Source organism: Croceivirga sp. ABH4_376 (genome assembly GCF_056160685.1).
The window spans coordinates 96,604-123,304 of sequence record NZ_JBSWXQ010000005.1 but is presented as its reverse complement, the minus strand read 5'-3'; the positions used below and the strand labels follow the sequence as shown (position 1 = coordinate 123,304).

Annotated in this window: 22 protein-coding genes and 2 tRNA genes; 20 read left to right on the top strand and 4 right to left on the bottom strand. The window is 38.2% G+C overall.

Annotated elements, in window-relative coordinates; translation table 11 throughout:
* Window positions 1-45 precede the first annotated feature (45 nt).
* A complete protein-coding gene (locus tag ACXAGS_RS12260) occupies window positions 46-1,293 on the top strand; it encodes a tetratricopeptide repeat protein (RefSeq protein ID WP_474907079.1) in 1,248 nt (415 codons plus the stop codon).
* A 54-nt stretch (window positions 1,294-1,347) separates the two neighbouring features.
* Here ACXAGS_RS12260 and ACXAGS_RS12255 read toward each other — a convergent pair whose 3' ends face one another.
* Both ACXAGS_RS12255 and ACXAGS_RS12250 read right to left on the bottom strand, forming a co-directional pair.
* Entirely contained in the window at window positions 1,348-2,100 is a 753-nt protein-coding gene (locus ACXAGS_RS12255; RefSeq protein ID WP_474907078.1) for a C40 family peptidase, read from the bottom strand.
* 11 nt (window positions 2,101-2,111) lie between these two features.
* Window positions 2,112-3,287, bottom strand: a complete 1,176-nt coding sequence (locus ACXAGS_RS12250) for an acetyl-CoA C-acyltransferase (RefSeq protein WP_474907076.1) — start codon at window positions 3,285-3,287, stop codon at window positions 2,112-2,114.
* Between the two features lie 113 nt (window positions 3,288-3,400).
* On the opposite strand from ACXAGS_RS12250, the gene ACXAGS_RS12245 reads away from it, so the two are divergent.
* From ACXAGS_RS12245 to ACXAGS_RS12155, 19 genes are all read left to right on the top strand, one after another.
* Entirely contained in the window at window positions 3,401-5,440 is a 2,040-nt protein-coding gene (locus ACXAGS_RS12245) for an HD family phosphohydrolase (RefSeq protein WP_474907075.1), read from the top strand.
* Between the two features lie 109 nt (window positions 5,441-5,549).
* Window positions 5,550-5,633 (top strand) — tRNA-Ser (locus ACXAGS_RS12240).
* A 27-nt stretch (window positions 5,634-5,660) separates the two neighbouring features.
* Window positions 5,661-5,735 (top strand) — tRNA-Pro (locus tag ACXAGS_RS12235).
* A 763-nt stretch (window positions 5,736-6,498) separates the two neighbouring features.
* Window positions 6,499-7,491 (top strand): VOC family protein, encoded by a 993-nt coding sequence (locus ACXAGS_RS12230; protein WP_474907073.1) that lies wholly within the window; start codon window positions 6,499-6,501, stop codon window positions 7,489-7,491.
* Window positions 7,492-7,509: 18 nt separating this feature from the next.
* Window positions 7,510-8,625: an alpha/beta hydrolase family protein gene (locus ACXAGS_RS12225; RefSeq protein WP_474907072.1), complete on the top strand. Its 1,116-nt coding sequence runs from the start codon at window positions 7,510-7,512 to the stop codon at window positions 8,623-8,625.
* A 34-nt stretch (window positions 8,626-8,659) separates the two neighbouring features.
* On the top strand, window positions 8,660-9,799 hold the full coding sequence (locus tag ACXAGS_RS12220; protein ID WP_474907071.1) for an FAD-dependent monooxygenase: 1,140 nt from the start codon (window positions 8,660-8,662) through the stop codon (window positions 9,797-9,799).
* Window positions 9,800-9,810: 11 nt separating this feature from the next.
* Complete coding sequence (locus ACXAGS_RS12215; RefSeq protein ID WP_474907069.1) at window positions 9,811-10,761, top strand: fumarylacetoacetate hydrolase family protein; 951 nt, start codon at window positions 9,811-9,813, stop codon at window positions 10,759-10,761.
* A gap of 19 nt (window positions 10,762-10,780) precedes the next feature.
* A complete protein-coding gene (locus ACXAGS_RS12210; RefSeq protein WP_474907068.1) occupies window positions 10,781-11,539 on the top strand; it encodes a cyclase family protein in 759 nt (252 codons plus the stop codon).
* Between the two features lie 6 nt (window positions 11,540-11,545).
* Window positions 11,546-12,457, top strand: a complete 912-nt coding sequence (locus ACXAGS_RS12205; RefSeq protein ID WP_474907067.1) for a helix-turn-helix domain-containing protein — start codon at window positions 11,546-11,548, stop codon at window positions 12,455-12,457.
* 211 nt (window positions 12,458-12,668) lie between these two features.
* Window positions 12,669-15,158 carry a TonB-dependent receptor gene (locus ACXAGS_RS12200; protein WP_474907065.1) on the top strand — a complete coding sequence of 830 codons (2,490 nt, stop codon included), beginning with the start codon at window positions 12,669-12,671 and terminating at the stop codon, window positions 15,156-15,158.
* A 165-nt stretch (window positions 15,159-15,323) separates the two neighbouring features.
* Window positions 15,324-17,051 carry a sulfatase family protein gene (locus tag ACXAGS_RS12195; RefSeq protein ID WP_474907064.1) on the top strand — a complete coding sequence of 576 codons (1,728 nt, stop codon included), beginning with the start codon at window positions 15,324-15,326 and terminating at the stop codon, window positions 17,049-17,051.
* Between the two features lie 26 nt (window positions 17,052-17,077).
* Window positions 17,078-18,523, top strand: coding sequence for an FAD-dependent oxidoreductase (locus tag ACXAGS_RS12190; RefSeq protein ID WP_474907063.1), 1,446 nt, complete (start codon window positions 17,078-17,080; stop codon window positions 18,521-18,523).
* A 12-nt stretch (window positions 18,524-18,535) separates the two neighbouring features.
* Window positions 18,536-19,735 carry an MFS transporter gene (locus ACXAGS_RS12185; RefSeq protein ID WP_474907062.1) on the top strand — a complete coding sequence of 400 codons (1,200 nt, stop codon included), beginning with the start codon at window positions 18,536-18,538 and terminating at the stop codon, window positions 19,733-19,735.
* Entirely contained in the window at window positions 19,728-19,922 is a 195-nt protein-coding gene (locus tag ACXAGS_RS12180; RefSeq protein WP_474907061.1) for a hypothetical protein, read from the top strand. Before ACXAGS_RS12185 ends, ACXAGS_RS12180 begins: the two co-directional genes overlap by 8 nt.
* A 2-nt stretch (window positions 19,923-19,924) precedes the next feature.
* Window positions 19,925-21,736, top strand: a complete 1,812-nt coding sequence (locus ACXAGS_RS12175) for a glycoside hydrolase family 3 protein (protein WP_474907060.1) — start codon at window positions 19,925-19,927, stop codon at window positions 21,734-21,736.
* 6 nt (window positions 21,737-21,742) lie between these two features.
* Entirely contained in the window at window positions 21,743-22,516 is a 774-nt protein-coding gene (locus ACXAGS_RS12170; RefSeq protein WP_474907058.1) for an SDR family NAD(P)-dependent oxidoreductase, read from the top strand.
* A gap of 5 nt (window positions 22,517-22,521) precedes the next feature.
* On the top strand, window positions 22,522-23,145 hold the full coding sequence (locus tag ACXAGS_RS12165; RefSeq protein WP_474907056.1) for an O-methyltransferase: 624 nt from the start codon (window positions 22,522-22,524) through the stop codon (window positions 23,143-23,145).
* Window positions 23,145-23,912, top strand: coding sequence for an SDR family NAD(P)-dependent oxidoreductase (locus tag ACXAGS_RS12160; RefSeq protein ID WP_474907055.1), 768 nt, complete (start codon window positions 23,145-23,147; stop codon window positions 23,910-23,912). The genes ACXAGS_RS12165 and ACXAGS_RS12160 overlap by 1 nt, the downstream gene beginning before the upstream one ends.
* Before the next feature lie 19 nt (window positions 23,913-23,931).
* A complete protein-coding gene (locus tag ACXAGS_RS12155) occupies window positions 23,932-24,420 on the top strand; it encodes a cupin domain-containing protein (RefSeq protein WP_474907054.1) in 489 nt (162 codons plus the stop codon).
* A gap of 87 nt (window positions 24,421-24,507) precedes the next feature.
* Here ACXAGS_RS12155 and ACXAGS_RS12150 read toward each other — a convergent pair whose 3' ends face one another.
* Together ACXAGS_RS12150 and ACXAGS_RS12145 are read right to left on the bottom strand one after the other, a co-directional pair.
* Entirely contained in the window at window positions 24,508-25,806 is a 1,299-nt protein-coding gene (locus ACXAGS_RS12150; RefSeq protein ID WP_474907053.1) for an MFS transporter, read from the bottom strand.
* A 1-nt stretch (window position 25,807) separates the two neighbouring features.
* Window positions 25,808-26,692 (bottom strand): AraC family transcriptional regulator, encoded by an 885-nt coding sequence (locus ACXAGS_RS12145; RefSeq protein ID WP_474907052.1) that lies wholly within the window; start codon window positions 26,690-26,692, stop codon window positions 25,808-25,810.
* Window positions 26,693-26,701: the final 9 nt, after the last annotated feature.

The following is a 26,701-nucleotide window of genomic DNA, read 5'->3' as shown; positions in this document are numbered from 1 at the left end:
TATAAAAATTAATAAACACTAAATTAAAAATTACAAATTAAGAAGATGAAACGTAAAATGTTAGTGCTACTTGCCATGGGAGTTTCCTTAGCAGGTGTTGCCCAAAAAGATGAAATAAAGACTGCCTCAAAGGCAATGAAAACTGGCGATGCTGCTAGTGCAAAAACGGCATTGATGAGTGCTTCTGGTAGTATTTCTGGTGCAGATGAAAAACTACAGGCGCAATACTATGCGCTTCTAGGTGATGCTCATGCTAAATTGTCAGAATTTGATCCTGCAATTGAAGCTTACAAAAAAGCAATGAGTATAGAAGAGGCCAGTGGTAAAAAGAAATACTCTGCAGATATAGAGCAAAAAATGTCTCAGATGTCGGCAGACATGATTAATTCAGCAGTAGAAGACAACGCTAATAAAAACTTCAAAACTGCTGCAAAAAAGTTATACCAAGTGTATAATATGAGACCGCAGGATACCATTTATCTATATTATGCGGCCAGTAGTGCTGTAACTGCAGGTCCTGAAAACTTCGATCAAGCCATCAAGTATTACGAAGAGTTAAAGGAAATTGACTACGACGGTAGCGGTGTAAAATATACTGCTGTAAACGTGGCTACTGGAGAGGTTGAAGAGTTAGACGAGAATACTCGTGACCTGTACATTAAAGCGGGTACACATAAAGACCCTAAAGATGAAAAAACTGAATCTAAAAAAGCAGAGATTGTAAAAAATATTGCTTTGATTTACCAAGAGCAAGGTAAAAATGATGAAGCCTTGGCTGCTTACGAAGACGCTATTGCTAGCAATCCAAATGATGTTAATTTGGTGTTGAACAAAGCTAATCTTTATTATTCTATGGGAGATAAGGATAAGTTTAAAGAATTAATGGGTCAAGCTTCTGAAATGGATCCAGATAATGCAGATTTGTTGTACAATATTGGAGTTATCAATATGGAGCAAGGAAATCTAGAAGAGGCACGTGCGGCTTATAAAAGAGCCTTGGAGATTAATCCGGATTATACTAATGCCCAACTTAATTTATCTACCTCTTATGTAAATGAAGGTAATGCTTTAATTGACGAGATGAATGTTTTAGGTACATCTAGAGCAGATACGCAACGTTATGATGAACTAAAAAAGCAAAAAGACGATTTGTTTAGACAGGGAGCTAAGATTTTGGAAGATGCCTTAAAGGAAAAGCCTGGTAACGAAGGGATATTGGCTCAGTTAAAGAACATTTATGGTGCTTTAGGTGACAACGAAAACTTTATGAGAATAAAGCAAATGATGGAGTAAGACCTACACCATTCTAATAATAAAAGAGCCTCGTTTTTATGAGGCTCTTTTTTTTTAGATAATCTTTTTTATGACGCGCAACTGGTGCGAATAGCGGTTTTCATCCGTATTAAAAATACCAGTATGGTCAATACGGTCTATACGTACTTGATGGTGGGCATGAATAATATAGTTGTCTTGTAGAATTATTCCAACGTGATTGATGTTTCCTTCGTTGTCATCAAAAAAGGCCAAATCACCAGGCTCACTTTCTTCTATAAAACTTAGGGCTTCACCTTGTTTTGCTTGTTCTTGCGTTGTTCTAAGTAATTTTAAGTTATTTAATTTGTATACCATTTGGGTAAATCCAGAAGCATCTGTACCTAAAGGTGTTCTACCTCCATTTAAAAAGGGTGCGTTTAAAAATAAGAAAGCGGTATTTACCAATTCTTCTTTAGCGGTAAAAAGGGTTGGTGCTTCCGCTTCGTAAGTATGTTGCAATAAGGGAGCTATATCTAATCTAGAGCCTAAAACTACTGGCTGTAACACATTTTTTTGTGTAGAAATGTAGGTGAACAAATCTTGGGACAAAATGTACTCATTCTGTTCTTCTATGGCCAAGTAGGAATGTTCTTCTATTTTGGTTATTTGTCCATTAAGAACCCAGCCTTCTATGCCGTCGAATCTATTTTGTACACGGCTCCAAAATTTACGCTCTTCTTTAATCTTAAAATGATCACCGTAAATAAGCTGGGTGATCATTTCAGATGTGTTGTCTGGGTTTATCCTTACTGGGATAACACTTAAATGTGCCAGTCCATATTGCATGTATATCTTTGTTATAGGCGTTCTAGAATCAATGCAGAAGCGCCACCGCCACCATTACAGATGCCCGCAGCTCCTAGTTTGGCATAATTTTGTTCCAGTACGTTTAAAAGGGTAACTACAATTCTTGCTCCAGAACACCCCAAAGGATGCCCTAAAGAAACTGCACCACCATTTACATTTACATTACTATCGTTTAAATCCAAAAGCTTCATGTTGGCTAAGGCCACCACAGAAAAAGCTTCGTTAAATTCAAAATACTCAATATCTTCTATAGATACATTGGCTTTTGCCAGTGCCTTTGGTAATGCTTTTGCTGGCGCTGTTGTAAACCATTTTGGTTCTTGTGCAGCGTCTGCATAACCTGTTATTTTAGCCAATGGTTTTAGATTCAATTCCTTGGCTTTTTCGGCACTCATCAAAACCAAAGCTGCAGCACCGTCATTAATGGTAGATGCATTGGCAGCCGTTACGGTTCCTTCTTTTGTAAAAGCAGGGCGTAAAGCTGGTATTTTCTCCATCTTTACGTTTTTATACTCCTCGTCTTCTTGGATTACGATTGCATCGCCACGACGCTGAGGTACTTCTACCGGTACTATTTCATTCTTAAACTTACCAGTATCCCATGCAGCTTTAGAACGGTTGTAAGACTGTATGGCATAATTATCTTGGTCTTCCCTGGTAAAACTGTATTCAGAGGCACAAGCATCTGCGCAAACCCCCATAGCTTGTTGATCATATACATCAACTAAACCATCTTTTTGCATACCATCTATCATCGTTGCAGGACCAAATTTGGTACCTGTACGCATGTGCACATAATGAGGAATTTGACTCATGTTTTCCATGCCACCGGCTACCACTATATCATTATCGCCCAAAGCAATACTTTGCGTAGCTTGCATAATTGTTTTCATGCCAGAGGCACACACCTTGTTTACCGTTGTACAAGGAACACTATCTGGAATACCGGCAAAAATAGCAGCTTGTCTAGCAGGGGCTTGCCCGGTACCAGCTTGCACCACATTACCCATTAAAACCTCTTGTACCATTTCTGGTTGTAAGTTAATTTTATCCAGTGCTCCTTTAATTGCAGTTGCCCCCAATTTAGGTGCAGGAATGCCGCTTAAAGCGCCCATAAAACTACCAATAGGCGTTCTTACCGCAGAAACAATAACTACTTCTTTCATGTCTTTTTCAGTTTGTGCCACGAAAATAGTAAATAAAGAGAAATGATGCGGTAAACTTTGCAGGTCTACGTTGCGTTATAATTTTCTATTTTTGAAGATAACCAATCTATAAAATGGCGAACGCTTTAGAAAATATATATAAGAACCAATCCCTCATTTACAAGTATATCTTATACGCCATTTCTGTTGGATTAATCGTTTTTTTCTTTCCTAGAGGTGGTAAGTTTAAATTCGATTTTCAAAAGGGTAAAGCATGGCAGTACGAGAACCTCTATGCACCTTTCGATTTTTCCATACGTAAAGGAATTGATGAGATAGAAGCGGAAAAGAAAGAATTGTTGCTCAACAAGGCGGCTTATTACGTTTTTGACCAAAGTATTTACCAGCAAGTACAAAAACGGTTTGCCAATGATTTTGCCGAAGTATTTGATGCGGCAAATTACACTTCCAATGAACGAGAAAAGCTTTTTGATTTAGGAAAATCGCTTCTTTCTTCTGTTTATAGAATAGGTGTTTTTAAGGAGAACAAAGTAACGGGGCAACCTTATCTAGTTAAAGATAATGAAGCCACCTTGATTCGTAAGCACCAAATTATTACTGTGCCTTCTGCTGCTGTTTTTCTAGATAATAATTTGGATGTCAATTTGCCTAGGGAGCAACGTACAAAACTATTAAGTGTTTTAGAAGGGGTTATAAAAGCTAATGTTAGTTATGATAAAGAACTTTCTGATAAGGCCTATGCAGATGAGCTGAGCAAGGTTTCTTTTACTCGAGGTTCTATACCAGAAGGGAAATTACTAATAGCGAAAGGGGAAGTTGTAGATGCGGATAATTTTTTGGTGTTGGACTCTTTACGTTCGGAGTACGAATCTGAAGTATGGAGTAGGGATAACTACTACTATATTTTAATGGGTTATGCCGTTCTGGTAGCCCTGGTGCTGGTAATGTTGCTTTTATTCTTAAAAAAATATAGGCCTGATATATTTGAGAATAACATAAAAGTTACTTTCATTTTTTTTAATGTATTGTTGATGGTTTTTATCACCACTTTGGTGGTAAAACGTATGGATGGCTACGTTTACATAGTACCCTTATGTATATTACCCTTAATCTTAAAAAACTTTTTTGATGCTAGATTGGGATTGTTTGTTCATGTGCTTACCATATTAATTTTAGGGTTTGTAGTGCCCAATAGCTTTGAATACATTTTTCTACAGATTATAGCAGGTATTGTTACCATCTTAACCGTATCTGAGTTATACAAGCGTGCCAACCTTTTCATTTCTGTGGGCCAGATAACGCTCATTTATATTCTGGGTTATTTTGCTTTTCACATTATCCATGAAGGTAATATGGATAATATACAGTGGTTTACCTTTTTAATTTTCTTGTTAAATGGCATGCTTACTTTATTTGTGCAGCCATTGATTTATTTATACGAAAAGCTTTTTGGGTTAGTCTCTGATGTTAGCTTGCTAGAATTATCGGACACCAACTCTAAACTACTTAAAGAATTGGCCAACAAAGCTCCAGGAACATTTCATCATTCGTTACAGGTAGCAAATTTGGCCGAGGCAGCAGCCAATGAGATTGGTGCTAACGCAATGTTGGTTAGGGTGGGCGCACTCTACCACGATATTGGTAAAATGAATAAACCAACGTATTTTACCGAGAATCAAATAACCAACGTAAACCCGCATGACGATTTGCCGCCAAAAGAAAGTGCTAAAATTATAATTGATCATGTAATCCAAGGTATAGAATTGGCTCGAAAAAATAATCTACCAGATCGGGTTATCGATTTTATACGTACCCATCATGGTAATTCATTGGTGTATTATTTTTACAAAAAGCAATTAGATTTGGAGCCTGATACGGATCAGGATTTTTTTAGATATCCGGGTCCTATGCCATTTTCTAAGGAAACGGCTATTTTAATGATGTCAGATGCCGTAGAGGCAGCCTCTAAAAGTTTAAAGTCACCAACCTATACCATAATCAACGATTTTGTTGAGAAAATTATACAAGGACAATTAAAAGCAGACCAATTTATTAATGCTGATATTACGCTAAAGGAGATAGAAATGATAAAAAAGGTGCTTAAAAAGAAGCTAACCAACATTTATCATTTACGTGTAGAATACCCAGAATAAGGCAGTTATAATTTTTATCAAAAAAAAGCAATCAAAATAGTTGCATTGTATATCAACTTATGGTATTTTTGCAACCGCATTTTTAGCGACGATCTTATAAAAAAATATTGGAGAGGTGCCGGAGTGGTAACGGAGCAGATTGCTAATCTGTCAGCGCGTAAGTGCTGCCTGGGTTCGAGTCCCAGTCTCTCCGCTTTTTTTTCCATATAAAGATAACCTTCGGGGTGTAGCGTAGCCCGGTTATCGCGCCTGCTTTGGGAGCAGGAGGTCGCAGGTTCGAATCCTGCCACCCCGACAAGTAAAAGCCACTGAGAAATCAGTGGCTTTTTTTGTTTAAAACCTTTTTAATCAATTGATTTTCAGGTTTTTTTGCTTTTAAACCCCTTGCGAAACTGTCCAAATCAGTACAAATTTCACATCGGACTTGTCCTATTACGTGCCCTATTTTTATGCTACAATTTGGAAAGTACTGTTAACAATGAGTTTTAACATTTAGGTTCTCGGGGAATATGGATTCGAATATTTTACTATTTTAAAAAATTGTTTTTCAATGGTTTAGATTTTTGTAAAAACAAAATGGTGGCCTATAAATTTGGTGGTGTCGATTCCAATAAAATTGTGGTGAAGGATATTATAGGATAGGGGGTCCAATACTAAATTTTAAAGTGTACATTAAAAATTGTCTTAAAACTGAGAACCAACCAAGATTCCACTTATATGGCTGGTTGATCAAAATTCGATATGGGTTTCAAAGGTGTTCGATATTTTGGTTATTAGTTTGGTGGTTATAGCATGTCTAGCAACATCATAAGTAGTATTTATAATAAGCATTGATCCCCAGCAAGTTTCAGTATCTTTTTTCATATTTTCTTTCGTTATGTAAAAATGACTTGCTAAAAAGTAATTATTCTAATATATGTGAGTCTGGTGCAACTTGTGCTCTTTACTTCCTTTTATATGATTGATATTGCATAGTATTGGAGGTTTATTGCTTATTCTTCACAAAAGTGATTGTTTAATTTGCGGTATTCTAAAATTGTATATCAAAAAATGATATTATGGCACGTAATCCACATTATTTTTCCCAATTAGCACATGTTGAAGTATTAACTACGGATTTAGATAAATCTGTTGAATTCTTCAGAGATGTTACAGGAATGGATGAAACAGACCGTGATGAAACATCGGTATATCTTCGAGCTTGGGGCGATTATTTTCATCATACTTTAAAATTGACAAAGAGTAACACTTCTGGACTAGGTCATTTGGGTTGGAGAGCCGATAGTCCGGAAGCCCTTGAGGATTGTGTCGCATATTTGGAATCTATTGGAGCTGGCGAAGGTTGGATAGATGGAGACAAAGGTCACGGAAAGGCCTATAGATTTAAATCACCAGACGGTCATATCCATGAAATATTTTGGGATGTTCAATGGCTCAGAGAAGATGGAGAACGAGGCAGCATTTATGCTGATCGTTATGCAAGTAATCGTTTAAAGGGTGCTAATCCAAGAAGGCTTGACCACGTCACGTATATGGTGGCCAAGGGTAAATACCAGAAAGAAAAAGAGTTTTGGCAAGGATTCGGTTTAAAAAATCCAGATGAGATAAGGATAGACGATGAAAAACCACCGATAGGAGGTCTTTGGACTATTGGAAACTTATCTCATGATATAGCTGTTTTTACTGATCCCAATATCGAAGAAAACCAAGGAACACTTAATCATATCTGTTGGAATGTGGATAGTCGTGAGGAAGTTTTGTTGGCACTAGATTATTACATTGAAAAAGGCTACAAAAGCGTAATGGGCGCACCAACACGACATAAAGCAGATGAAGGTTTCTTTATTTACATACAAGATCCGGGAAGTGGCGTATTGTTTGAGTATTATGCATGTGCGCGACTAGTTTTTGCCCCGGATCACCAAGATGTTCATTATTTAAAGGACAATCCAAATGATGCTTGGGGGTCTGTAAACCCATTTTCAGAAATGGCAAAAGGTAAAAAGCTGGGTCTTTCAGAAGATGGTGTAGTAAAACCAGTTGACATTTAATTTAATAATAGCAAAATAATGTGGCATTTTTTTCCGGGCAAGTATATGCCCTCATATCAAATAAACAGAGCGCTTACCCAAGCACATTATGGTGGGGGTGAATTTGCTGAAATTTTAGAAGTGGCGGGTAATATTAATCCCGACAATAGGGAAACCTTTAATGTAGAGTGGTTAAAAAAAGGAAATGAGGTTTACGGTTGGGCAGAAAATTATGAAAAACATGAAAATTTTGTTTCGGCCAGAAGAACATATCTGCGCGCATTCAATTATTTAAGAACAGCGGAATTTTTTATGAATCTTCAAGATTCCAGAAAAATAAAAACATATTTAAAGGCAAGGGATGCTTTTATCAAGGCTACCCAATATTTTGACGAAAAACCGTTACAGGTTGAGGTTCCTTTCGAAGGTTCGCATTTGCCTGGTTATTTGTTCAAACCCAAAGGTGTTAAAAATCCTCCGGTGATGATAATGTTTGGGGGGCTGGATAGCCTTGCGGAAGAACTCTATTTTGGAATTGGTGATCATCTCAATGAAAGAGGTATTGCCCTATTGGCAATGGATGGTCCTGGTCAAGGTGCTGCGTTACGATTAAACCATATACATTCAAGATATGATTATAACGTAGCCGGAACTGCTGTGTTAGATTGGGTTCTGGATAATTTAATGGGAGAGGTTGATACAGCCCGAGTTGGTATTGCGGGTGTCTCTATGGGCGGCTATATGGCGGCCCGTTGTGCTGCTTTTGAGCCCCGTTTTAAGGTTTGTATGATTTTTGGTGCTGTATGGTCTTACTACTCCGTATGGGCGGGTAGAAGCGGTAAACACCCATTGGCTGAAATTGTAATGCATATTATGGATGCAGATTCTTATGAGAAGGTGCTAGAGAAACTAAAAGGGTTTACACTCGAAAATGGGGTGGCTGAAAAAATCTCGATGCCAACTTTTGTGATGCATGGGGGTGGAGACAAACAAAATTTTGTTGAACATGCTATAACCTTAGAAAAACATTTAACGTGTGAACATCAAATAAAGATTGTTCCTGAGGGAGAAAGTGGTTCACAACATTGCCAAGTAGATAACTTCATGCCAACATTGGATATGTACGACTGGATAGCTAAAAAAATTAAAGCATAACAGAATAAGAAATCAACTAAACAAAACTATAATTATGGCTGCGGTAAAAAAAGTATTGATTGTAGGTGGAGGAATTGGTGGGCAATCTGCTGCTATTGCTTTTGCTCAAAAAGGTGTAAACGTGGAAATTGTTGAGATACAACCCGCTTTTAACGTGTATGGGGTAGGGATAATTCAGCAAGCTAACGCCTTGAAAGCCTTAGATAAAATAGGTATTGCAGATGAAGCCATGAGGAGAGGCTTGCCATATGGTCAAGTAAGGATGTATGCTGCGGCTGGTAGGCATTATATTGGTGAAGCCGGTCCTTTACCTAGTGATAGGTACCCTAGTCATAACGGAATTTCAAGGCGTACGCTTCATGAGATTATGTATGAGAAGGCGCAAAAATTAGGGATACCCTACAAAATGGGTATTACAGTTGCAGAATTTCAGAATAACGTTGATAATGTTAAAGTAGTATTTAGCGATGGTACAGAAGGAACTTATGATATTGTAGTAGCATCAGATGGTATTCGTTCCAAAACAAGAGAAATGGTTTTTGGTAGTCATCTAAAACCAAAGTTTATGGGACTTTCTGTTTGGCGTTACGCTTTTCCACGCCATAAAGATTTAGATACGGGTTACATGTATTATGGTAAGCGGAGTAAAGTTGGTTTTATACCCATGTCCAAAGACAAAATGTATATGTTCTTGGTGTCAATGGAAGGGCAGGAGTGGATTGGGGAGTCTCAATTTATACCAATGCTTCAAGATTATTTAAGTGAATTTCCGGTAAAGATTGCACAAGATTGCAGTAAACAAATTACGGATCCCAATTTGGTAAATTATCGCACTTTGGAGGCGGTTAGGATTCCGGAAAAGTGGTATAAAAATAGAATAATAATTATTGGCGATGGTGCTCATGCAACGGTACCACAATTGGGCTCCGGAGCAGCATTAGCTATTGAGGATGCCGTGGTTCTTGCAGAGGAACTAGATAAAGTAGAAAATGTACAGGAAGGTTTTCAAAATTTTATGGACAGACGCTACAAAAGAGCAATTGCAGTAGTAGATGCTTCCGAAAAATTGGCAGAATGGGAAGTTCTTGAACTTAGTGGGGAACCCTTACCGGAAAATGCCAATCCTGGCAAGTTGATAGGGCAAACTATAGGAATGCTTATGCAGCCATTTTAATTCAAGATTACATGAAATTAGTCACATATAAATATAAAGACGCTAAACCAAGAACGGGTTGGCTAGTAAAAAATGGTGTCGTGGATATGCAAAAAGCAGATGCTAATTTGCCATTAGATATGCTTACCTTTATAGACCACCATGAACAATTTTTACCTATAGCGCAAAGTCTTGAAAAAAGTGATCCACATTTTGCCTTGGAAGACGTGAAGCTTCTGGCGCCATTACCTAACCCTAGAAGTATTAGGGATTACTTGGGTTTTGAACAACATATGCTAAACGCCAGTAAGGCTTTTGGGCACAGTATAGGAGAGGCTTATTACCAAATACCTGTATTTTATTTTACAAATCACAATGCTGTTTTTGGTCATGGTGATAGTATCAAAAGGCCATTTAACGAAACCAAAATGGACTTGGAATTGGAGCTAGCTGTTATAATGGGCAAAAAAGGAAGTAACATCTCATTAGAAAATGCCAACGACCATATCTTTGGTTATACTATTTTTAATGATTGGACGGCTAGAGCCCTTCAGCGCCAAGAAATGACACTTCCATTAGGGCCTGCAAAAGGGAAGGACTTTGCTAACGCTTTTGGGCCATGTATAGTAACTAAAGATGAGTTTGAAAAGTATAGATGTACCATTAATAGAGAAACACATCCTGAACAGTTAAAAATGCCCAATACAACAGGGGACCGCTTTAATGTAAAGATGATGGCCAGGATAAACGGAGAAACCATTTGCGAAGGCAACTATAAAACAGCGTATTGGACCTTTACACAAATGATTAAAAGGGCCTCTGACAATGTTGAAATTTTACCCGGCGATATACTCGGTAGTGGTACAGTGGGTTGGGGCAGTTTAATTGAAAATAATTTTTCTATTCATAGACCTATAGAACCTGGAGATGTAGTTGAATTGGAAGTGGAAGGAATTGGAATTTTAAGAAATGAAGTGATTTAGTCATTCAAAGGATCTCACTATGAAGATTATTGATTTATCGGTTACCATATCAGAAGAGATAAAAGAACCATTACCCACCAAAATTGTTTATGAGGACCATAAAGAGGGGGCTAAAAAAATGGGTAGCATCTTGTTTAATGGTTTAACCGATGTTTTTCCTAATGGCAATGGTCCTGCCGGAGAGTTTTTAACAGTAACAAGTCACTGCGGTACCCATGTAGATGCTCCCTATCATTATTATCCAACTTGTAATGGCAAGCCGTCTAGGACTATTGAAGAAATGCCATTGGACTGGTTTTTTAGAGATGGCGTGGTATTGGATTTCACAGATAAACCCGAAGGATACCAATTTGGTGTAGAAGATTTGAAAGAAAAATTGAGTGCTATAAAATACACCCTTAAGCCGTACGATATTGTACTTATCAGATGTGATGCAGATAAGAAAATTCACGAAGAAAATTTTGCTAAAATTCATGTTGGGGCCTCTGCGGCGGCTACGCATTGGTTAATTGATAATGGCATAAGAGTCATGGGTACCGACGGTTGGGGTTGGGATATACCCATGCATCTACAAGCAGAAAATTACAGGGCTAATCCAAGGCCCGGAATTATTTGGGAAGCGCATTATGTTGGTATAGAAAAAGAATATTGTCAAATTGAAAAATTAGCTAATTTAGATCAATTACCGCCTTTTGGGTTTAAGGTGGCATGTTTTCCTGCAAAAATTAAAAGAGGTAGTGCTGGATGGACACGCGCTGTAGCAATCTTTGAAAATTAAACTTTTATGATGAATAAACCAGAATCTATTCCGGTTTGGGATTTCAAAGAAATGAACAAAGGGCACTTTGGAAAAAATGCTATTCCAAAAGAATACGTTGGACCCTACAAAAAATTTTATATTAATACTTTAAAAAACGTAGGGGAAAAAATTAATTTCCCATTACCTCCACATAGAAAACCGGTATTCGATTTTATTTTCTTAACAAAAGGAACAACTAAAAGAGGCAAGGCTTTAACCCAGTACGAAATACAAGAAGACACATTTTTCTTTTTACCAGCATACCAAATAACAAGTCATGAATTTGTAAGTAAAGATATAGATGGGTATTTCTGTCATTTTAACATGGATATTTTCTCAGATTGGTTAGCTCCAAACCTATTGCTCCGTAAGTTTCCATTTTTGCAATTTACGGGAAATCCTGTTGTAAAAGTTAGTAAAAGAAGTAGGCCATATTTAATACCTATAATGGATAGGTTAACCAATATATTAAGAGAAAAGAATGAAATCATTCGTCATGATTTAATCGCATCTCACCTTTTAGCGCTTTTTGCAGAAATTAACCATTTTTCAGATGATAAAGAAGTTGTAAAACAAGAGTCTGCATACCTTATTACGGAACGATATAAAGATGCGCTGGTAAAAAAAATTTATGACAATTTGCAAGTTTCAGAATATGCATCTTATTTAAGTATTTCTCCAAATCATTTAAATAAATGTATAAAACAAACCATGGGAGTTTCTGCTCAAGACTTGCTTAGTGAAATGGTATTATTGGAAGCTAAAGTTCTATTAAAACAGACCGATCTTTCAATAAGTCAAATTGCCTTTCAACTGTCTAGGAAAAATCATAGTGATTTTAGTCGTTTCTTTAAATCAAAAACAGGTACTACACCCAAAGAATATCGCCTAAGTTAATAGCTTTCCTATATTTTTTCAATTCATATTAATAACGTGGTAACTGTTTATTTAATGTTAAAAACTGACAATTATCATATTTGATTGATATTGCATATTTATAGATTAATATAGCTTAAATTTTACATTGCCATATTGATAATTTTAGACCAACATTATTAAGAAGATGAATAATAATGTTGCTAAAAATTAACTAAAAACTAAATGTAAAATGAAAACTCAGAAAAGACCTTTAAAGTTACCTATCCTTTTTCAGGTGGCATTTGCTCTTAGCTTTCTTTTTTGCTCCCTAGCCCACGCTCAAGATATTTCTGGGAAAGTGGTAGACGAAAACAACGCTCCGCTCCCTGGTGCAAATGTAATTGTCAAAGGAGAGACAAAAGGAACATCTACAGATTTCGATGGAAACTTTTCCTTAAATGAAGTGGAAATTGGTACTATCCTAATAGTATCTTACACGGGCTATACAAGTCAAGAGATTGCTGCTGCAACGAGCATGCAAATTCAGCTTTTGCCTGGTAATCAATTAGATGAAATAATTGTTACAGCAGAAAATAGAAATGTGTCGGCACAAAAAGTTTCAATTGCCATGGATATTGTAAGTGGAGCTAAGCTTTCTGATCAAGGAATATCAGATATCAGACAATTACAAGGATTGGCTCCAAGTTTAAGTATAGTTCAAAATGAATCGTTTACCCCAATATTTATTAGAGGGGTTGGTACGCAAGAAACAGGTGTTTTAACCGACCAATCGGCCTCTTTAAATATAGATGGTGAATTTGTAAATAGGCCGGTTGCCTTAAACGTAACACTATTTGACTTGGAAAGGATTGAGGTCTTAAAAGGTCCGCAAGGAACTTTGTATGGTAAAAATTCAACTGCTGGGGCGGTTAATATTTTAACGGCAAAACCAAAGCTTGGACAATTAAATGGTAATGTTCAATTAAATTATGGAAACTACAATACTGTTAAAATAAATTCGGCATTGAATGTACCCCTAGGAAATAAAACTGCCATAAGAGCAGCCTTTATAATGGACAAACATGATGGATATAGAGAAAGCAACGGTGATCCTGCAAATGGAGGGTATAGAGGAGAATTAGATAATGGGAACGCTTTAGGGGCACGTCTTGGTTTTTTGACTAAACCTACAGATAAATTATCTATATATATTGCTGGAGAGTATAACGAAGTGGACCAATTGCCAATTGCGCAATATGGTATTAGTAGTGATCCAAACGAGCCTTCTTATGATCCAGGATTTGCTCCTTTTGAAGGTCAACAACCAAAGGATTTTGAAACTGAACTACCGGACGATTGGAATGTAGGGGTTGCGGGTTTTCAAAAAATTAACCAAAGAGCGGTTAGGTCAAATATAACTTATGATTTTACCGAAAATGTACGATTTACTTACCGTGGTGGATTTAGAGATATTTCAATGAGTACTTATCAGCCGTTAAATGGATACGTACCGGAATCTTTTAGTTTTGAAAGAAACAGGGAATTTAGTAATCAAAGTCATGAGTTTAGGTTAAATGGTGAATCTGATAAATTTATATGGCAAACCGGAGTGTTTCTTGGTAAAGATGTAAGTACGGCTACAGGTGGTTTAATATTCGCTTTCGCAACTTTCTTAAGTCCAGAAAACAATCAAAAACCTTATGGTTTTTACAATAATTGGGATACGGAAGTTTCAAATACCGGGGTATTTGGCCAAGCAACCTATAATTTTTCTGACAAACTTTCATTGACAGGAGGACTTAGGTATACTAACGATAATAAAACCCAGAGTGGTTATTCATCAGGGGCACCTTTCGGCCCACCGGGAACACCAGTATATTTTTATCCTAATGGACCAGAAGAAGGGGATCCAGGAACTGAACCAATCGTTGGAGGAGATGAGTCATGGAGTCAATTTACCTGGTTAACAAATTTGGAATATAAGCCTAACGAGAATTCCATGCATTTTGCTAAGATAAGTACTGGGTATAAATCTGGAGGATTTACCATAAGAGGGCCTTTTGACGCTGAATTTTTGACCGCGGTTGAAATAGGAAGTAAAAATAGGTTAGCCGATAATTTTAGATTAAATGCTTCTGCTTTTTATTATGATTATCGTGATCAGCAAATACCTGTTTTTATTGATATTGAGAATGGTTTTGATGTGGCCAATGCAGGTGAGTCTAGAATTATTGGACTAGAATTAGAAGGGGACTATTTGATTACCTATAAGGATCGGTTAAATTTTAATATAAATTATTTAAACTCTAAACTAACCAATTTTGTTACAGAAGTAAATAGGGTTAATGCAGAGGCGGTTGCACAAGATCTAAGTGGAAATAGACCTGCTCAAAGTCCTGAGTTGATAATAAACCTTGGTTATTCTCACAAATTCGATATTGGATCAAAGGGTGCAATCTTAGATGCAGGCTTCAATACTTTATTTAAGTCTAACTATTACGTTACTCCTTTCAACAATAGAATGGATAGACAAGATGCCTATACCAGAACAGATCTTAACTTAACATATACTACGGCCAATAATAAATGGGATTTAGGAGTATATGTGAATAATATTGAGGATACTAGGGTGATTACCTATGCAAGTTACTTAGGGGGACCTGATATTAATCTATACAATTGGACATTTGGTGCACCAAGACTTATAGGCGCTAAACTTGCGTACCGCTTTGGAAAGTGATTTGGCAATAAGATTAAAAATGGTTTATAAGCTTATTTTAAGTTTGAGTTAGTAATTTTTAATTGGAACCGGGGTATGTGCACATGCTCCGGTTTTCACTATGAACAATGCTTATTTAATATAGATTTATGTTTAACCTTCCCTAAATACACTAAAAATAAAAACATGACAAAGGTGCGCGTATTATTAGAATATAGGTTTTTCTTAGTTTTTATATTGGTGTCCTTTGTTGCTTGTAAGCAGCAAGGCACTAATACGAAATCTGATGTAAACAAACATACAAAACCAAATATTTTATGGTTAATTGCTGAAGATATGAGTCCGTATTTAGCGGCCTTTGGCGATTCAACCGTTTCTACACCCAATATTGATAGGTTAGCTTTAGAAGGGGTTACCTATACAAATGTTTATTCACCTTCAGGAGTTTGTGCGCCAAGTAGGGCCGCCATCGCAACGGGGATGTATCCAACAAGTATTGGTGCAAACCATATGCGTACAGGTTCCCATACCGAAAAAACGGGTCTGCCAAAATATGAGTCTGTGCCTCCTGCTCAAGTCAAAATGTTTAACCAAATATTGCGAGAACAAGGGTATTATACCACTAATAACAGCAAAGAAGATTATCAGTTTAACGCTCCCAAAGCTGCCTGGGATGACAGTAGTCCCTATGCACATTGGCGCAATAGCGATGAAGGGCAACCTTTCTTTTCAGTTTTTAGTTTTATGACAACACATGAATCTGGATTATTTGAACCTTATGGTATTCTAAAAAATGAACTTCGGTTATACCAAGCAGGTGATACTACTTATCAAATGGGCCACCCTTATGCGAAAACGGCAATTGAGGAAACTACAATTCATATCCCACAAGATACAAAGTTTGAGGTGCCACCTTATTTGCCAGATACCCCAACAGTTCAACGAGATTTGTGGAAAATGTACAATAACATTGCAGAGATGGACAAACAGGTGGGTGCCATATTAGATCAACTTGAAGCTGATGGTTTGCTGGAAGATACGGTGATTTTCTTTTTTTCAGACCATGGTGGGCCACTGCCTCGACAGAAACGATTGATTTATGATTCTGGGCTCAAGGTACCTATGGTTGTGCGTTATCCAAAGAAAAAAAATGCTGGAACTATAGATGACCAGTTGATAAGTTTTGTGGATTTTGCTCCAACGGTTCTTGAACTTGCCCAAGTAGAATCTCCCGATTATTTACAGGGACAGAATTTTATTGATAGCAAAAAGGAGAGAGAATATATACATGCTGCAGCAGATCGTTTTGATGGCCATACAGATGTTATTCGGGCAGTGCGTGATAAGCGTTTTAAATATGTAAGAAACTATAGACCCGACCAGGGTTATTATTTACCCATTGCATTTCGGGAGAATATTCCAACAATGAAGGAATTGCTTAAACTAAAAGAAGAAAACAAGCTAACCCAAGAACAAGAACAATGGTTTAGAACCTCTAAAGCCCCTGAAGAATTGTTCGATTGTAAGAACGACCCACATGAGCTGAATAACTTGGCAACGAACCCAGAGTATAAAGAAACGCTTCAAGTTTTAAGGAAAGAAATGGATAGGTGGCTCACAGAAATAGGGGATAATCCTGACATGCCCGAAAGGGAATTGATTACCAAATTATGGAATGGTAGTGACGAGCAACCAAAAACAAAAGCCCCAATATTAGAAGTCAAGGACGGGCTCCTTTCTGTAAAATGTAAAACAGAAGGTGCAACAATAGCGTACAAAAGTACCAAGGACAAGGCTTGGCTTTTATACCAAGAACCAATTTCCATTGAAAATAAAGGTCAATTGGAATTTCAAGCACATCGCATAGGTTTTCAACCAAGTGAGATTTTAACGTATCAAAATGAAGGAATGTAATATCATTTCTTAGAATTCAAATTCTAATGCAAACGCAAAAAACAGATGTAATTGTGATTGCTGCAGGCCCAGCCGGGCTAGCAGCTGCAATTAGCGCAGCTGAACAAGACCTTTCTGTAATCGTACTCGAGAAAGAAGCCATTACAGGGGGTACTGCAAACAGGGGCATGGGGCCTTTAGGTATTGAAAGCCGCCATACACGAGCTAGACTTTTGGAGCCAACCAAAGACCAAGCCTTTAAGGCTTTTATGGACTATACCCATTGGCGCGTAGATGCCAAATTGGTTAGGGCATTTCTAAACAAATCTGGTGATACCATTCATTGGTTGGAAAGCATGGGTGTGCAATTTGTGGAACCCGCCACTTATTTTAAAGGTTCCTATTCTACTTGGCATTTGGTAAAGCCAGAAAAAGGTCCTCCAGGACCGGGTGGTGCGGCAACTATGATGAAAATATTGACTCAAAAAGCAAAAGAACTAGGTATTGAGATTTTATTGGAAACCCCAGCCAAAAAGCTTATTACAAAAAACGGGAAGGTAGTTGGTGTCAAGGCAATAAAGAATGGTGAAACCGTTGAAATTTTGTCTAAAGCTGTTGTAATTGCTACTGGAGGTTATGGTAATAACCCAAAAATGATTAAAGACCATACGGGTCTAGAGGTAGATACCGATTTTTATCCGTTTCGTGTTCCGGGGATTACGGGTGACGGTATTCGAATGGCTTGGGAGGTGGGTGCCCAAAAAACCGAAATGGGCATGGAATTGGTTTACGGTATGCCCAATCCATTAAAAGTACCACCAGCATTGCACGAGGCATGTCGCCAACCCCATCTTTTGGTCAATTATGCCGGAGAACGTTTTATGGATGAGTCGGTTATGGCCAATGTCACTTTCACGGCAAACGCTATTGTCCTACAGCAGAGAAAAACGGCTTTTTTAATCTTCAACGATGCCATTTTAAAAATAATGGAAGATGATTTTGATAGCAGAAATAGGGTATTCCCAGCAACGAATTTTAAAAATAGCCAACAGGTAATTGATACCTACCTAAATTCAGGAAACGGTAACTTTTATGTGGCTGATACTCTAGAAGAACTTTGTGACCAAACCGGAATTGAACTGAACGGATTACAGCAAACAATTCATCAGTACAATGGTTTTTGCGCAAGCGGATATGATGAACAATTCAATAAAGAGCACCGGTATTTGCGTCCGCTAAAAGATGGTAAGTGGTATGCGGCGAGGCATTTTCCAAGTGCCTATGGCAGCGCAGGAGGCATTAAAATCAACGAAAAGGCAGAGGTTATAGGCAAAAATTGGAAACCCATACCCGGATTGTTCGCCGCTGGTACTGATGTTTGTTCAATTTATGGGGATAGTTACCCTTTTATCTTTCCAGGAACGTCTATGGGTTTTGCATTGAATACGGGTAGAATTGCAGGAGAACAAATCAATAAAGTACTAACAGCCTAAAAATAATCGGAAATGAAAAAGCTTTTTACCTACGAAAACGGTACAGTGTCTTTAATGGCGCTTACCTTCGGAGCCTTATTTTTTGATCGCTTGGCCCTAAACTATTTAGGCCCATATGTTGCCAAAGACCTTGGTTTAAACAATACACAACTTGGAATTTTAGCCGGGGGTCTGGCTTTGGCTTGGGCGTTTTCAAGTTATTTTACCACAGCTTGGTCAGAAAAAAAGAATCGCAACAAACTTGTTTTTGTAATGGCGGTAATCATTTTTTCAATCTGTTCGTTTGGATCCGGATTTGCCGTTAGCTTTGCTACCCTGTTGATTGCAAGAATAGTTATGGGCCTTGCAGAAGGGCCTGTAATTCCTTTAGCGCAGTTATTCGTTGAGCGCGAATCTTCCAAAGGAAGGTTGGGCTTAAATGTTGGTATTTTACAGGCCGTAGGTGCGGCGTTATTCGGATCTATTTTGGCCCCTGTTGTTCTAATAGGCATCGCTGAAGAAATGAGTTGGCGAGAAGCATTCTATATAGCCGGTATACCTGGGTTGGTTTTGGCTTTGATTGCAATTTTTTTCATAAAAAAATCAACGGCCCAAAGTGTGGTGGATAAAGAAAAACAAAAGCTCAACGTTAAAGAATTGTTTAAGTACCATAATATAAAATGGGGCCTGGTGGTAGCTTGTTGTGTTTTGGGCTGGTGGTTTGCAGTACTTCCTTTCATTACGAAGTATTTTACCGATGTACAAGGCATGTCTGCCCCTGAAATGCAAAAAACAATGGGGCTTTTAGGCGTGTTCATGCTTGTTTTTTCTATGTTTTTTCCTGGAATTTCTGATAAGATTGGCAGAAAAAAAGCCCTTTTAATTGGTATAGGTATTGGCATCCTTTATCCTTTTGCAATATATTTTTTAAATGGCACAGTAATACATTTACCCGCCATGTTGTTGACTTATGGTATGGTGGGCACCATTCCTATTGTTGCAGCCGTCATTCCGTCTGAAGCTGTTCCCAATCATTTGAAAGGGTTGGCCATTGGTTTTATTACAATGGTTGCCGAGGTAGTCGGCGGGGTTATAGTTCCTGCTATTTCTGGAGTTTTATCCGATGTGGTTGACCAATCGGCCTTTTTATGGGTGGCAGCAGTACTAGCTGCATTCGCTTTTTTTGCTACCCTGAAATTAGAAACTAATCCAAACCCAGAAAACCATGTCTAATGTAGTCAATTGCCCAACCTGCGGAGGTAAGGCTAAATACAAAGAAAAAGATGGTGAGCCAATTTATATAGGTCTTACCGATGAAGAAAAAGGAAAAAAAATTCAACAGCTTAAAAAGGCAATGATAAAATTTCGCGAAAAGGCCGAAAATCTAGAACGAGAACTAGAACAACTTAAATCCGAATAAAGATGAAAAAAACTTCAATCATAATGACTCTGGGATTCCTTTGTATAGGATGTGAACCAGCCGTTGAAACTCCGTATAGAGATCTAAATAAAAATGGAAAAAAAGATGTGTATGAAGATACTTCGCAATCCATAAACAAACGCATTGATGATTTGTTATCCCAGATGACGTTAGAAGAAAAAGCTGGACAGCTTTTTAATGCACGATGGAATGGTGAAATGGGCGAACCTCCAGCTGTGATGGATTCCTTAATTGAAAAAGTAAACATCAGCCATATAAATATGCCGGGCATGCCTACGGCTAAGGCCATTTTGGAGCATCACAACCGAGTACAAAAACTGGCCGAAAACACAAGATTGGGCATTCCAGTAACTTTCTATTCAGACCCAAGGCATAATGTTCGATTTAATGAAAGCGTTGGGGAAAATCGATATCATTCCTATTTTCCTTCAGAATTGGGTTTTGGAGCTACTGGAGATGAAGATTTGGTTCGTGAGTTCGGTGATATTTCTAGACAAGAGTACCTTGCTTTGGGTATTAGATTAGCCTTGCACCCCATGGCCGATTTAGCTACAGAACCTAGGTGGTTTAGAGCAAATGCCACTTTTGGCGAAGATGCCGATCTAAGTGCAAAATTGACCAAAGCATACATTGAAGGTTTTCAGGGTAAAGAACTGGGCAAGGAAAGTATACTGACCATGATAAAACATTTTCCGGGTGGTGGACCGCAAAAAGATGGTATGGATTCGCATTTTGCAACAGGTAAAGAACAGGTCTATCCAGGAAATAATTTTGACTATCATTTAAAACCCTTTACAGAAGGTGCTTTTCCGGCAGGCACGGCACAAGTAATGTTGTACTATGGGCAACCAATTGGTATAACTGAGGAAGAAGTTGCCTTTGCGTTCAATAAAGAAATCGTAACAGGTTTATTGCGCGATTCACTCAACTTTAAAGGCGTGGTGTGTACCGATTGGGTATTGATCAACGATAACCCTGCAAAACCAGCTTCCGCCTGGGGTGTTGAACATTTGTCGCCCAAAGAGCGTGTTCAAAAAATTATTGAAGCAGGGGTAGATATGTTTGGTGGTGAAAGTTGTGCTGATTTGGTTGTAGACCTTGTTAACGAGGGTAAAGTGACCGAATCAAGATTAGACGAATCCGTACGTAGAATTTTACATGATAAATTTATTCTAGGCATTTTTGATGACCCCTATTTAAAAGAAGAAAATCTTATTGTTTTTAACAATGAAGACTTTAAAGAAAAGGGTAGAGCGGCGCAACGAAAATCACTCGTAGTAGCCAAAAACGAAAGTAATATACTACCACTGTCAGAAGGTGTAAAGGTGTTTGCAAAGGGTATGGACGCCAAATCATTGGAGCCTTATGCTCAAGTGGTTGATGACCCTAAAGCTGCCGATGTTATTGTATTCAAATTTGGAACGCCTTATACTCCTGTTGATGATCCTGAATATTTTCTACAGAGAATTTTTCAGGAAGGACGTTTGGATTTTCCAGAAGAAGAAAAAAAAGCAATGCTAAAACTCATTGATACGAAGCCTACCGTTTCTATTTTTACCATGCACAGACCTGCCGTAATACCAGAAATAAATAATGCAAGTAAAGCTTTGATAATAGATTTTGATTGTCAGGATGAGATTTTAGCAGAATTGATTTTTGGAAGGTTTAATCCTACCGGAAAATTACCTATTGAGATACCCTCAAGCGTTGAAGCGGTTGAAGCCCAGTTAGAAGATGTACCCTACGATTCTGAAAATCCCCTGTACCCTTTTGGTCATGGCCTAAGCTATTAAAATTACATGTCAACAGAGCTTTTTAAACTACCTAATAAAGTAGCTTTGGTCACAGGGGCAACTAGTGGAATGGGCAAAGCAATTGCCCAAGCCTTAGGGGCTCATGGTGCAAAAATGGCCATAGCCAGCAATGATGAAAACGCCTGTTTTGAAACGGAAAAAGAATTCGCCCAAATAGGTATTACCGTTAAGGGCTTTGTTTTTGATGCGGCAGATAAAAATTCGATTCATGATTTAGCCCAGAACGTAAAAGAACATTTTGGTACCATTTATATTTTGGTAAGTTGTGTGGGTATCGGACCGGCAGTCCCATTTATGGATATAGATTCCAAATTATACAATACCGTAATGGGGATAAATCTTCAAAGCGCCATTTACTTGACCAAGCAAGTAGTGCCCAATATGCAAGCTCAAAAAGAAGGTGTTATCATTTATTTAGCAAGCATTGCCTCAGTTAGGGGAAATAAAAACATCGGACTTTACGGAATATCAAAAGCCGGTCTGGTGCAATTGGCCAAAAATTTGGCCGTCGAATACGGGCCAGATAACATACGGGTAAACGCAATTTCCCCTGGATTAATCGATACGCCCTTTGCAGCTAGTTTAACTGAAAATGAGGTCTTTATGAAAAAACGTCTTGCGTTAACGCCCTTGCGCAGGGTCGGTACTGCTGATGAAGTTGCTGGTGTTGCCGTCATGTTAGCCTCAAAAGCAGGTGGTTTTATAACTGGGCAAAATATAATCGTTGATGGTGGTACCACCATTTCTGATGGAAATTAAAGGGTATGGAATTCAATACGAATATACAATCGGTATTAGATGGGTATCATCAACGAATGGGTGATGAAATGAAATTGATGCAATCAATCTCGCAAGAAGAAGGTATGCGCAGACGTGATGAGTTCTTATTGCCCGTTGGCAAAGAGGTAGGTCAATTTTTGAATAACCTGATAAAAGGGGCCCAATCGAAAAGCATTCTTGAAGTGGGCACTTCTTATGGGTACTCAACACTGTGGTTGGCAGAAGCTGCTATGGCCAATAATGGTAAGGTCATCACTTTGGAAATTGACCAACACAAATCTGACTATGCAGCGCAACAAATTAAAAGCGCAGGTTTACAAGATCATGTGGAATTTAAAACGGTAGATGCCGTTTCATGGTTGAAAAATACTACTGAATGTTATGATTTTGTGCTTTTGGATATATGGAAAGAACTTTATGTTCCGGCTTTAAAGGCCGCGCATACAAAATTGAATCAAGAGGCTTTCATAGTAGCCGATAACATGATTTTTCCACCTAACCATAAAGTGGAAGCCATGGAATATCGGTCAGCCGTTAAAGATTTGAATAAATTCAATAGTGTTTTATTGCCCATTGGCGGCGGATTAGAAGTAAGTAAATTACAATGATGAATAGATTTAAAAATAAGGTGTGTCTGGTAACCGGAGCCGCATCAGGTATTGGTAAAGCTACCGCAATTGCATTTGCTAAAGAAGGCGGTAAGGTCGTTGTTTCGGATCTTAGTGAAGCTGTTCAAGATACATTAGCTGAAATAAAGAAATTTAATGGCGAAGCCGTAATGCAAATCTGTGATATTTCCAACTGGCAGTCGGTTCAAGAATTGTTACGAAAAACGGTAGAAACGTACGGAGCTCTAGATTGTGCAGTGAACTCTGCGGGAATAGCGGGTAAGGTAAGTCTTGCGGTTCATGAATATCCTGAAGAAGGTTGGCATCAACAAATAGGTGTGAATCTAACAGGTGCATGGTATTTTACCAAAGCATGTACCACACAAATGTTGCAAAATGGCGGTGGATCAATTGTGTTGGTTTCTTCGGCAGCAGGTTTACGTGGCCAACCTGAAAATTCGCCATATGCCGCTTCCAAACATGGCGTGGTGGGTATTACCAAAACAGCAGCCATCGAGTATGCTCAAAAAGATATTCGCATTAACTGTATTTGCCCTACGGCTATTGAAACGCCAATGATTATGCATGGAAGAAGAAATTTAATTGAGAACCCCAAGGCTTTGGAAGCAGCCAAGAATGTACAGGCTATGGGTAGAATGGGACAACCGTCAGAAGTCGCCGAGGTAAATCTATGGTTATGTTCAGAACAAGCCTCATTTGTTACAGGATTGGCAATGCCAACGGATGGCGGGGCTTTAGCCAAATAGCAATATTAATTAAGTAACTATGCCCGAAAGAATACGAAGAATAGTAACGGGCCATACCAAAGAAGGTAAGGCCATATTCTTGGATGACCAACAGTTTGACACCCATTTGATACCTTCTGGTGATGCCGAATTTGCTAAAATTTGGACTACCGCAGAGGTGCCGGCCGATCTCAATGACCCTACCGAAGGACGAGATCGTGAAGCAGCAACTACACTTATGGGTGGGTCGGTAATAAGAATCGTAGATATGTTACCTGGTGCCCAATCTCCTTTTCATCGTTCGGCAAGTATAGATTATGGTATTGTATTGAGTGGAGAAATTGAATTGGAGTTGGAAGATGGGGTCAAAAAAACCATTGGCCCAGGCGGTATCATTGTGCAGCGCGGAACCGTTCATTTATGGCGTAACCCCAGTAAAACGGAACATTGTCGAATAGTTTTCATTTTAATAGAAGCCAAACCGTTTGAGGTAGATGGCAAACCACTTGAAGATGTTATGGAACCTTAACAGTTATCAAATAGCTTTCAAATAGCTTGGATTTTAAGGTGTTTTTGAAATCCTAACTTAACAAGCCAAAAACAACCTAAATGACTTTTAGGGTTCGGTAATGTCTGCCTTTTTAAATAAAAGAACAGTCAAACCCGCTGCTAAACATGGTATCGCATAAATCACAAAACTCATATTCATGCTGATCCCTGACGCAATGATATAGCCGGCCAATAAAGGTCCCAATACTGCGCCTAGCCTACCAGCACCAATAGCCCACCCAACCCCGGTATTTCGAATCTCAGTAGGGTATAATCGTGTTGCTAAAGGATACAACCCAATGAAGCCCCCTTGCATCGCAAAACCAATTAAGGCAAACATGACCAAAACCGCGGCAGAACCTGTAAAAAATTGAAAGGTAATCATAAGTATCGCAGCAGCAGATAAAAAGATACATATGGTTTTACGAAGCCCAATTTTTAGCGCCAATCCTCCTAAGGATAAAATACCAATAAACGAACCTAGATTAAATACGGCACCAGAATAATACCCCAATTGCTCTGGCATACCTGCCGAGGAGGTCAACTTTGGTATCCAACTTACCAGAAAGTAAAGCACGCCAAATGCCATGAAAAAAGACGTCCACAGGGTTAGTGTTTTACGTTTGAAATCTCCCAGTAAAAGGGACTTTATTCCGGTTTTTGTTTTTTGTTGGGCAGTTTCTGGTAAGGCCGTAAGCGTTTTTAAATTCATTTTAGTTAAAATGCTATTCGCCTTGGCCAATGCGTTTTTTGGTTTTTGGGTTACCAAATAATCCAGAGATTCCACACATAGAAAGTAGATTAGGGGTACGGCCAATAAAGAGAGGATTCCGGCAATTTTAAATAGCATGCGCCATCCGTATTCGGGTATGATCCAATTGGCCAAAAAGCCCACTAAAGTTGCCCCAATTGCATAAGCCCCAACAACAAAACTTACCCAAAAATCTTTATTTCTACTAGGAGCATATTCTGAGGATAACGATGCTGTGCTGGCCAACATTCCGCCAATACCCAAACCGCTTAAAAAACGTAGTGTTATCAATTGGAAGGTTGATTGGCTAAAAGCGCTACAAAATATGCCTATACCCATGAGCGTGGCACAACCCAACATAATTTTTTTACGTCCTATTTTGTCGGCCTGTGGAGCAATCAGTAGCGCACCTATAGTCATACCAACAACAGCTGCACTAAAAACATAACCCAAAATATCTGGGGGTATATTCCATTCTTTGGCAATAGCGTTGGCTGAAAAGGCAATGACCAATACATCCATACCATCTAGCAGATTCATAAATGCACAGATAAAAATTGTCGTGTACTGCAACAAAGACATCGGGCTTTCATCGATAAGTTTTTTTATGTTCATACTAGTAAATGGATTTATAATTTAATTTAAACTGTTTCGGACTTTTACCCACTTGTTTTTTAAAGAACTTGCTAAAATGGGATGGGTCTTTAAAGTTCAAGGAATAAGCTATCTCAGCAATAGACCTATTTTCTTGTAATAGACTGCGCTTAGCAATAATGGCCAGCTGTTCATGTATAACATGTAACGCAGATTTTTGAACCAATTCGTTGCAAATACGATTTAAATGTACCGTACTTATGTTCAGGTATTCTGCGTAATCACTAACCTTTAAGGTCTCTGCATAATGTGTTTTAATGTCCTTTATAAATTGATTGTAGTAAGCTAATTTTCTTTTACTCTGAGGCAGTTCAAAATCTAAATTTTCACTGACCAAACGGTACAAGCGAACAATTAAAATTTGAATCAGTAAGGTAATAAGCTTATCTCGAGCTATTTTTTTAGTTTTAAGTTCTGAACGTAGCCTTTGGCGCGTACCCATTAACTCTATAAAAGAGGTACTGTCTTCTTCAAAAGGAATGTATCGTAATTTCTGAAAATAAAGACTCATGTTCATTAAACCTGACAAAGCATTCGCAATAAGCTCAGATTTAAGGGTAAGAACTTCCCCGGTTATGGTCTCAGAAAATGAAAAGCCATGTAAAATACCTTGTGGAACATAAATAATGCATGGTGACTCAATTGCAACACTTTTTCCTTCTGAAAAAATAGTGGCACTTCCCTCCTCCAAAAAAAATACTTGTATCAATTGGGTGTGTACGTGTTCAGATATTTCAAAATCATACAATGTCGTTCGCTGTTTCAGAGGTTCCATATGCAATGCCATATTATCCGCATTAAATACCTGCTCCCCAAAAACGCCTTTAAAATTCTGTATTGTACTCATGAGAATGTA

What these genes read in the sequence shown, in the direction of transcription:
- ACXAGS_RS12155 (WP_474907054.1), top strand. Translation starts at nt 23,932, where the DNA reads ATGCCCGAAAGAATACGAAGAATAGTAACGGGCCATACCAAAGAAGGT.
- ACXAGS_RS12245 (WP_474907075.1), top strand. Translation starts at nt 3,401, where the DNA reads ATGGCGAACGCTTTAGAAAATATATATAAGAACCAATCCCTCATTTAC.
- ACXAGS_RS12250 (WP_474907076.1), bottom strand. Translation starts at nt 3,287, where the DNA reads ATGAAAGAAGTAGTTATTGTTTCTGCGGTAAGAACGCCTATTGGTAGT.
- ACXAGS_RS12210 (WP_474907068.1), top strand. Translation starts at nt 10,781, where the DNA reads ATGAAGATTATTGATTTATCGGTTACCATATCAGAAGAGATAAAAGAA.
- ACXAGS_RS12150 (WP_474907053.1), bottom strand. Translation starts at nt 25,806, where the DNA reads ATGAACATAAAAAAACTTATCGATGAAAGCCCGATGTCTTTGTTGCAG.
- ACXAGS_RS12255 (WP_474907078.1), bottom strand. Translation starts at nt 2,100, where the DNA reads ATGCAATATGGACTGGCACATTTAAGTGTTATCCCAGTAAGGATAAAC.
- ACXAGS_RS12200 (WP_474907065.1), top strand. Translation starts at nt 12,669, where the DNA reads ATGAAAACTCAGAAAAGACCTTTAAAGTTACCTATCCTTTTTCAGGTG.
- ACXAGS_RS12170 (WP_474907058.1), top strand. Translation starts at nt 21,743, where the DNA reads ATGTCAACAGAGCTTTTTAAACTACCTAATAAAGTAGCTTTGGTCACA.
- ACXAGS_RS12195 (WP_474907064.1), top strand. Translation starts at nt 15,324, where the DNA reads ATGACAAAGGTGCGCGTATTATTAGAATATAGGTTTTTCTTAGTTTTT.
- ACXAGS_RS12180 (WP_474907061.1), top strand. Translation starts at nt 19,728, where the DNA reads ATGTCTAATGTAGTCAATTGCCCAACCTGCGGAGGTAAGGCTAAATAC.
- ACXAGS_RS12185 (WP_474907062.1), top strand. Translation starts at nt 18,536, where the DNA reads ATGAAAAAGCTTTTTACCTACGAAAACGGTACAGTGTCTTTAATGGCG.
- ACXAGS_RS12160 (WP_474907055.1), top strand. Translation starts at nt 23,145, where the DNA reads ATGAATAGATTTAAAAATAAGGTGTGTCTGGTAACCGGAGCCGCATCA.
- ACXAGS_RS12190 (WP_474907063.1), top strand. Translation starts at nt 17,078, where the DNA reads ATGCAAACGCAAAAAACAGATGTAATTGTGATTGCTGCAGGCCCAGCC.
- ACXAGS_RS12145 (WP_474907052.1), bottom strand. Translation starts at nt 26,692, where the DNA reads ATGAGTACAATACAGAATTTTAAAGGCGTTTTTGGGGAGCAGGTATTT.
- ACXAGS_RS12225 (WP_474907072.1), top strand. Translation starts at nt 7,510, where the DNA reads ATGTGGCATTTTTTTCCGGGCAAGTATATGCCCTCATATCAAATAAAC.
- ACXAGS_RS12260 (WP_474907079.1), top strand. Translation starts at nt 46, where the DNA reads ATGAAACGTAAAATGTTAGTGCTACTTGCCATGGGAGTTTCCTTAGCA.
- ACXAGS_RS12175 (WP_474907060.1), top strand. Translation starts at nt 19,925, where the DNA reads ATGAAAAAAACTTCAATCATAATGACTCTGGGATTCCTTTGTATAGGA.
- ACXAGS_RS12205 (WP_474907067.1), top strand. Translation starts at nt 11,546, where the DNA reads ATGATGAATAAACCAGAATCTATTCCGGTTTGGGATTTCAAAGAAATG.
- ACXAGS_RS12215 (WP_474907069.1), top strand. Translation starts at nt 9,811, where the DNA reads ATGAAATTAGTCACATATAAATATAAAGACGCTAAACCAAGAACGGGT.
- ACXAGS_RS12165 (WP_474907056.1), top strand. Translation starts at nt 22,522, where the DNA reads ATGGAATTCAATACGAATATACAATCGGTATTAGATGGGTATCATCAA.
- ACXAGS_RS12230 (WP_474907073.1), top strand. Translation starts at nt 6,499, where the DNA reads ATGGCACGTAATCCACATTATTTTTCCCAATTAGCACATGTTGAAGTA.
- ACXAGS_RS12220 (WP_474907071.1), top strand. Translation starts at nt 8,660, where the DNA reads ATGGCTGCGGTAAAAAAAGTATTGATTGTAGGTGGAGGAATTGGTGGG.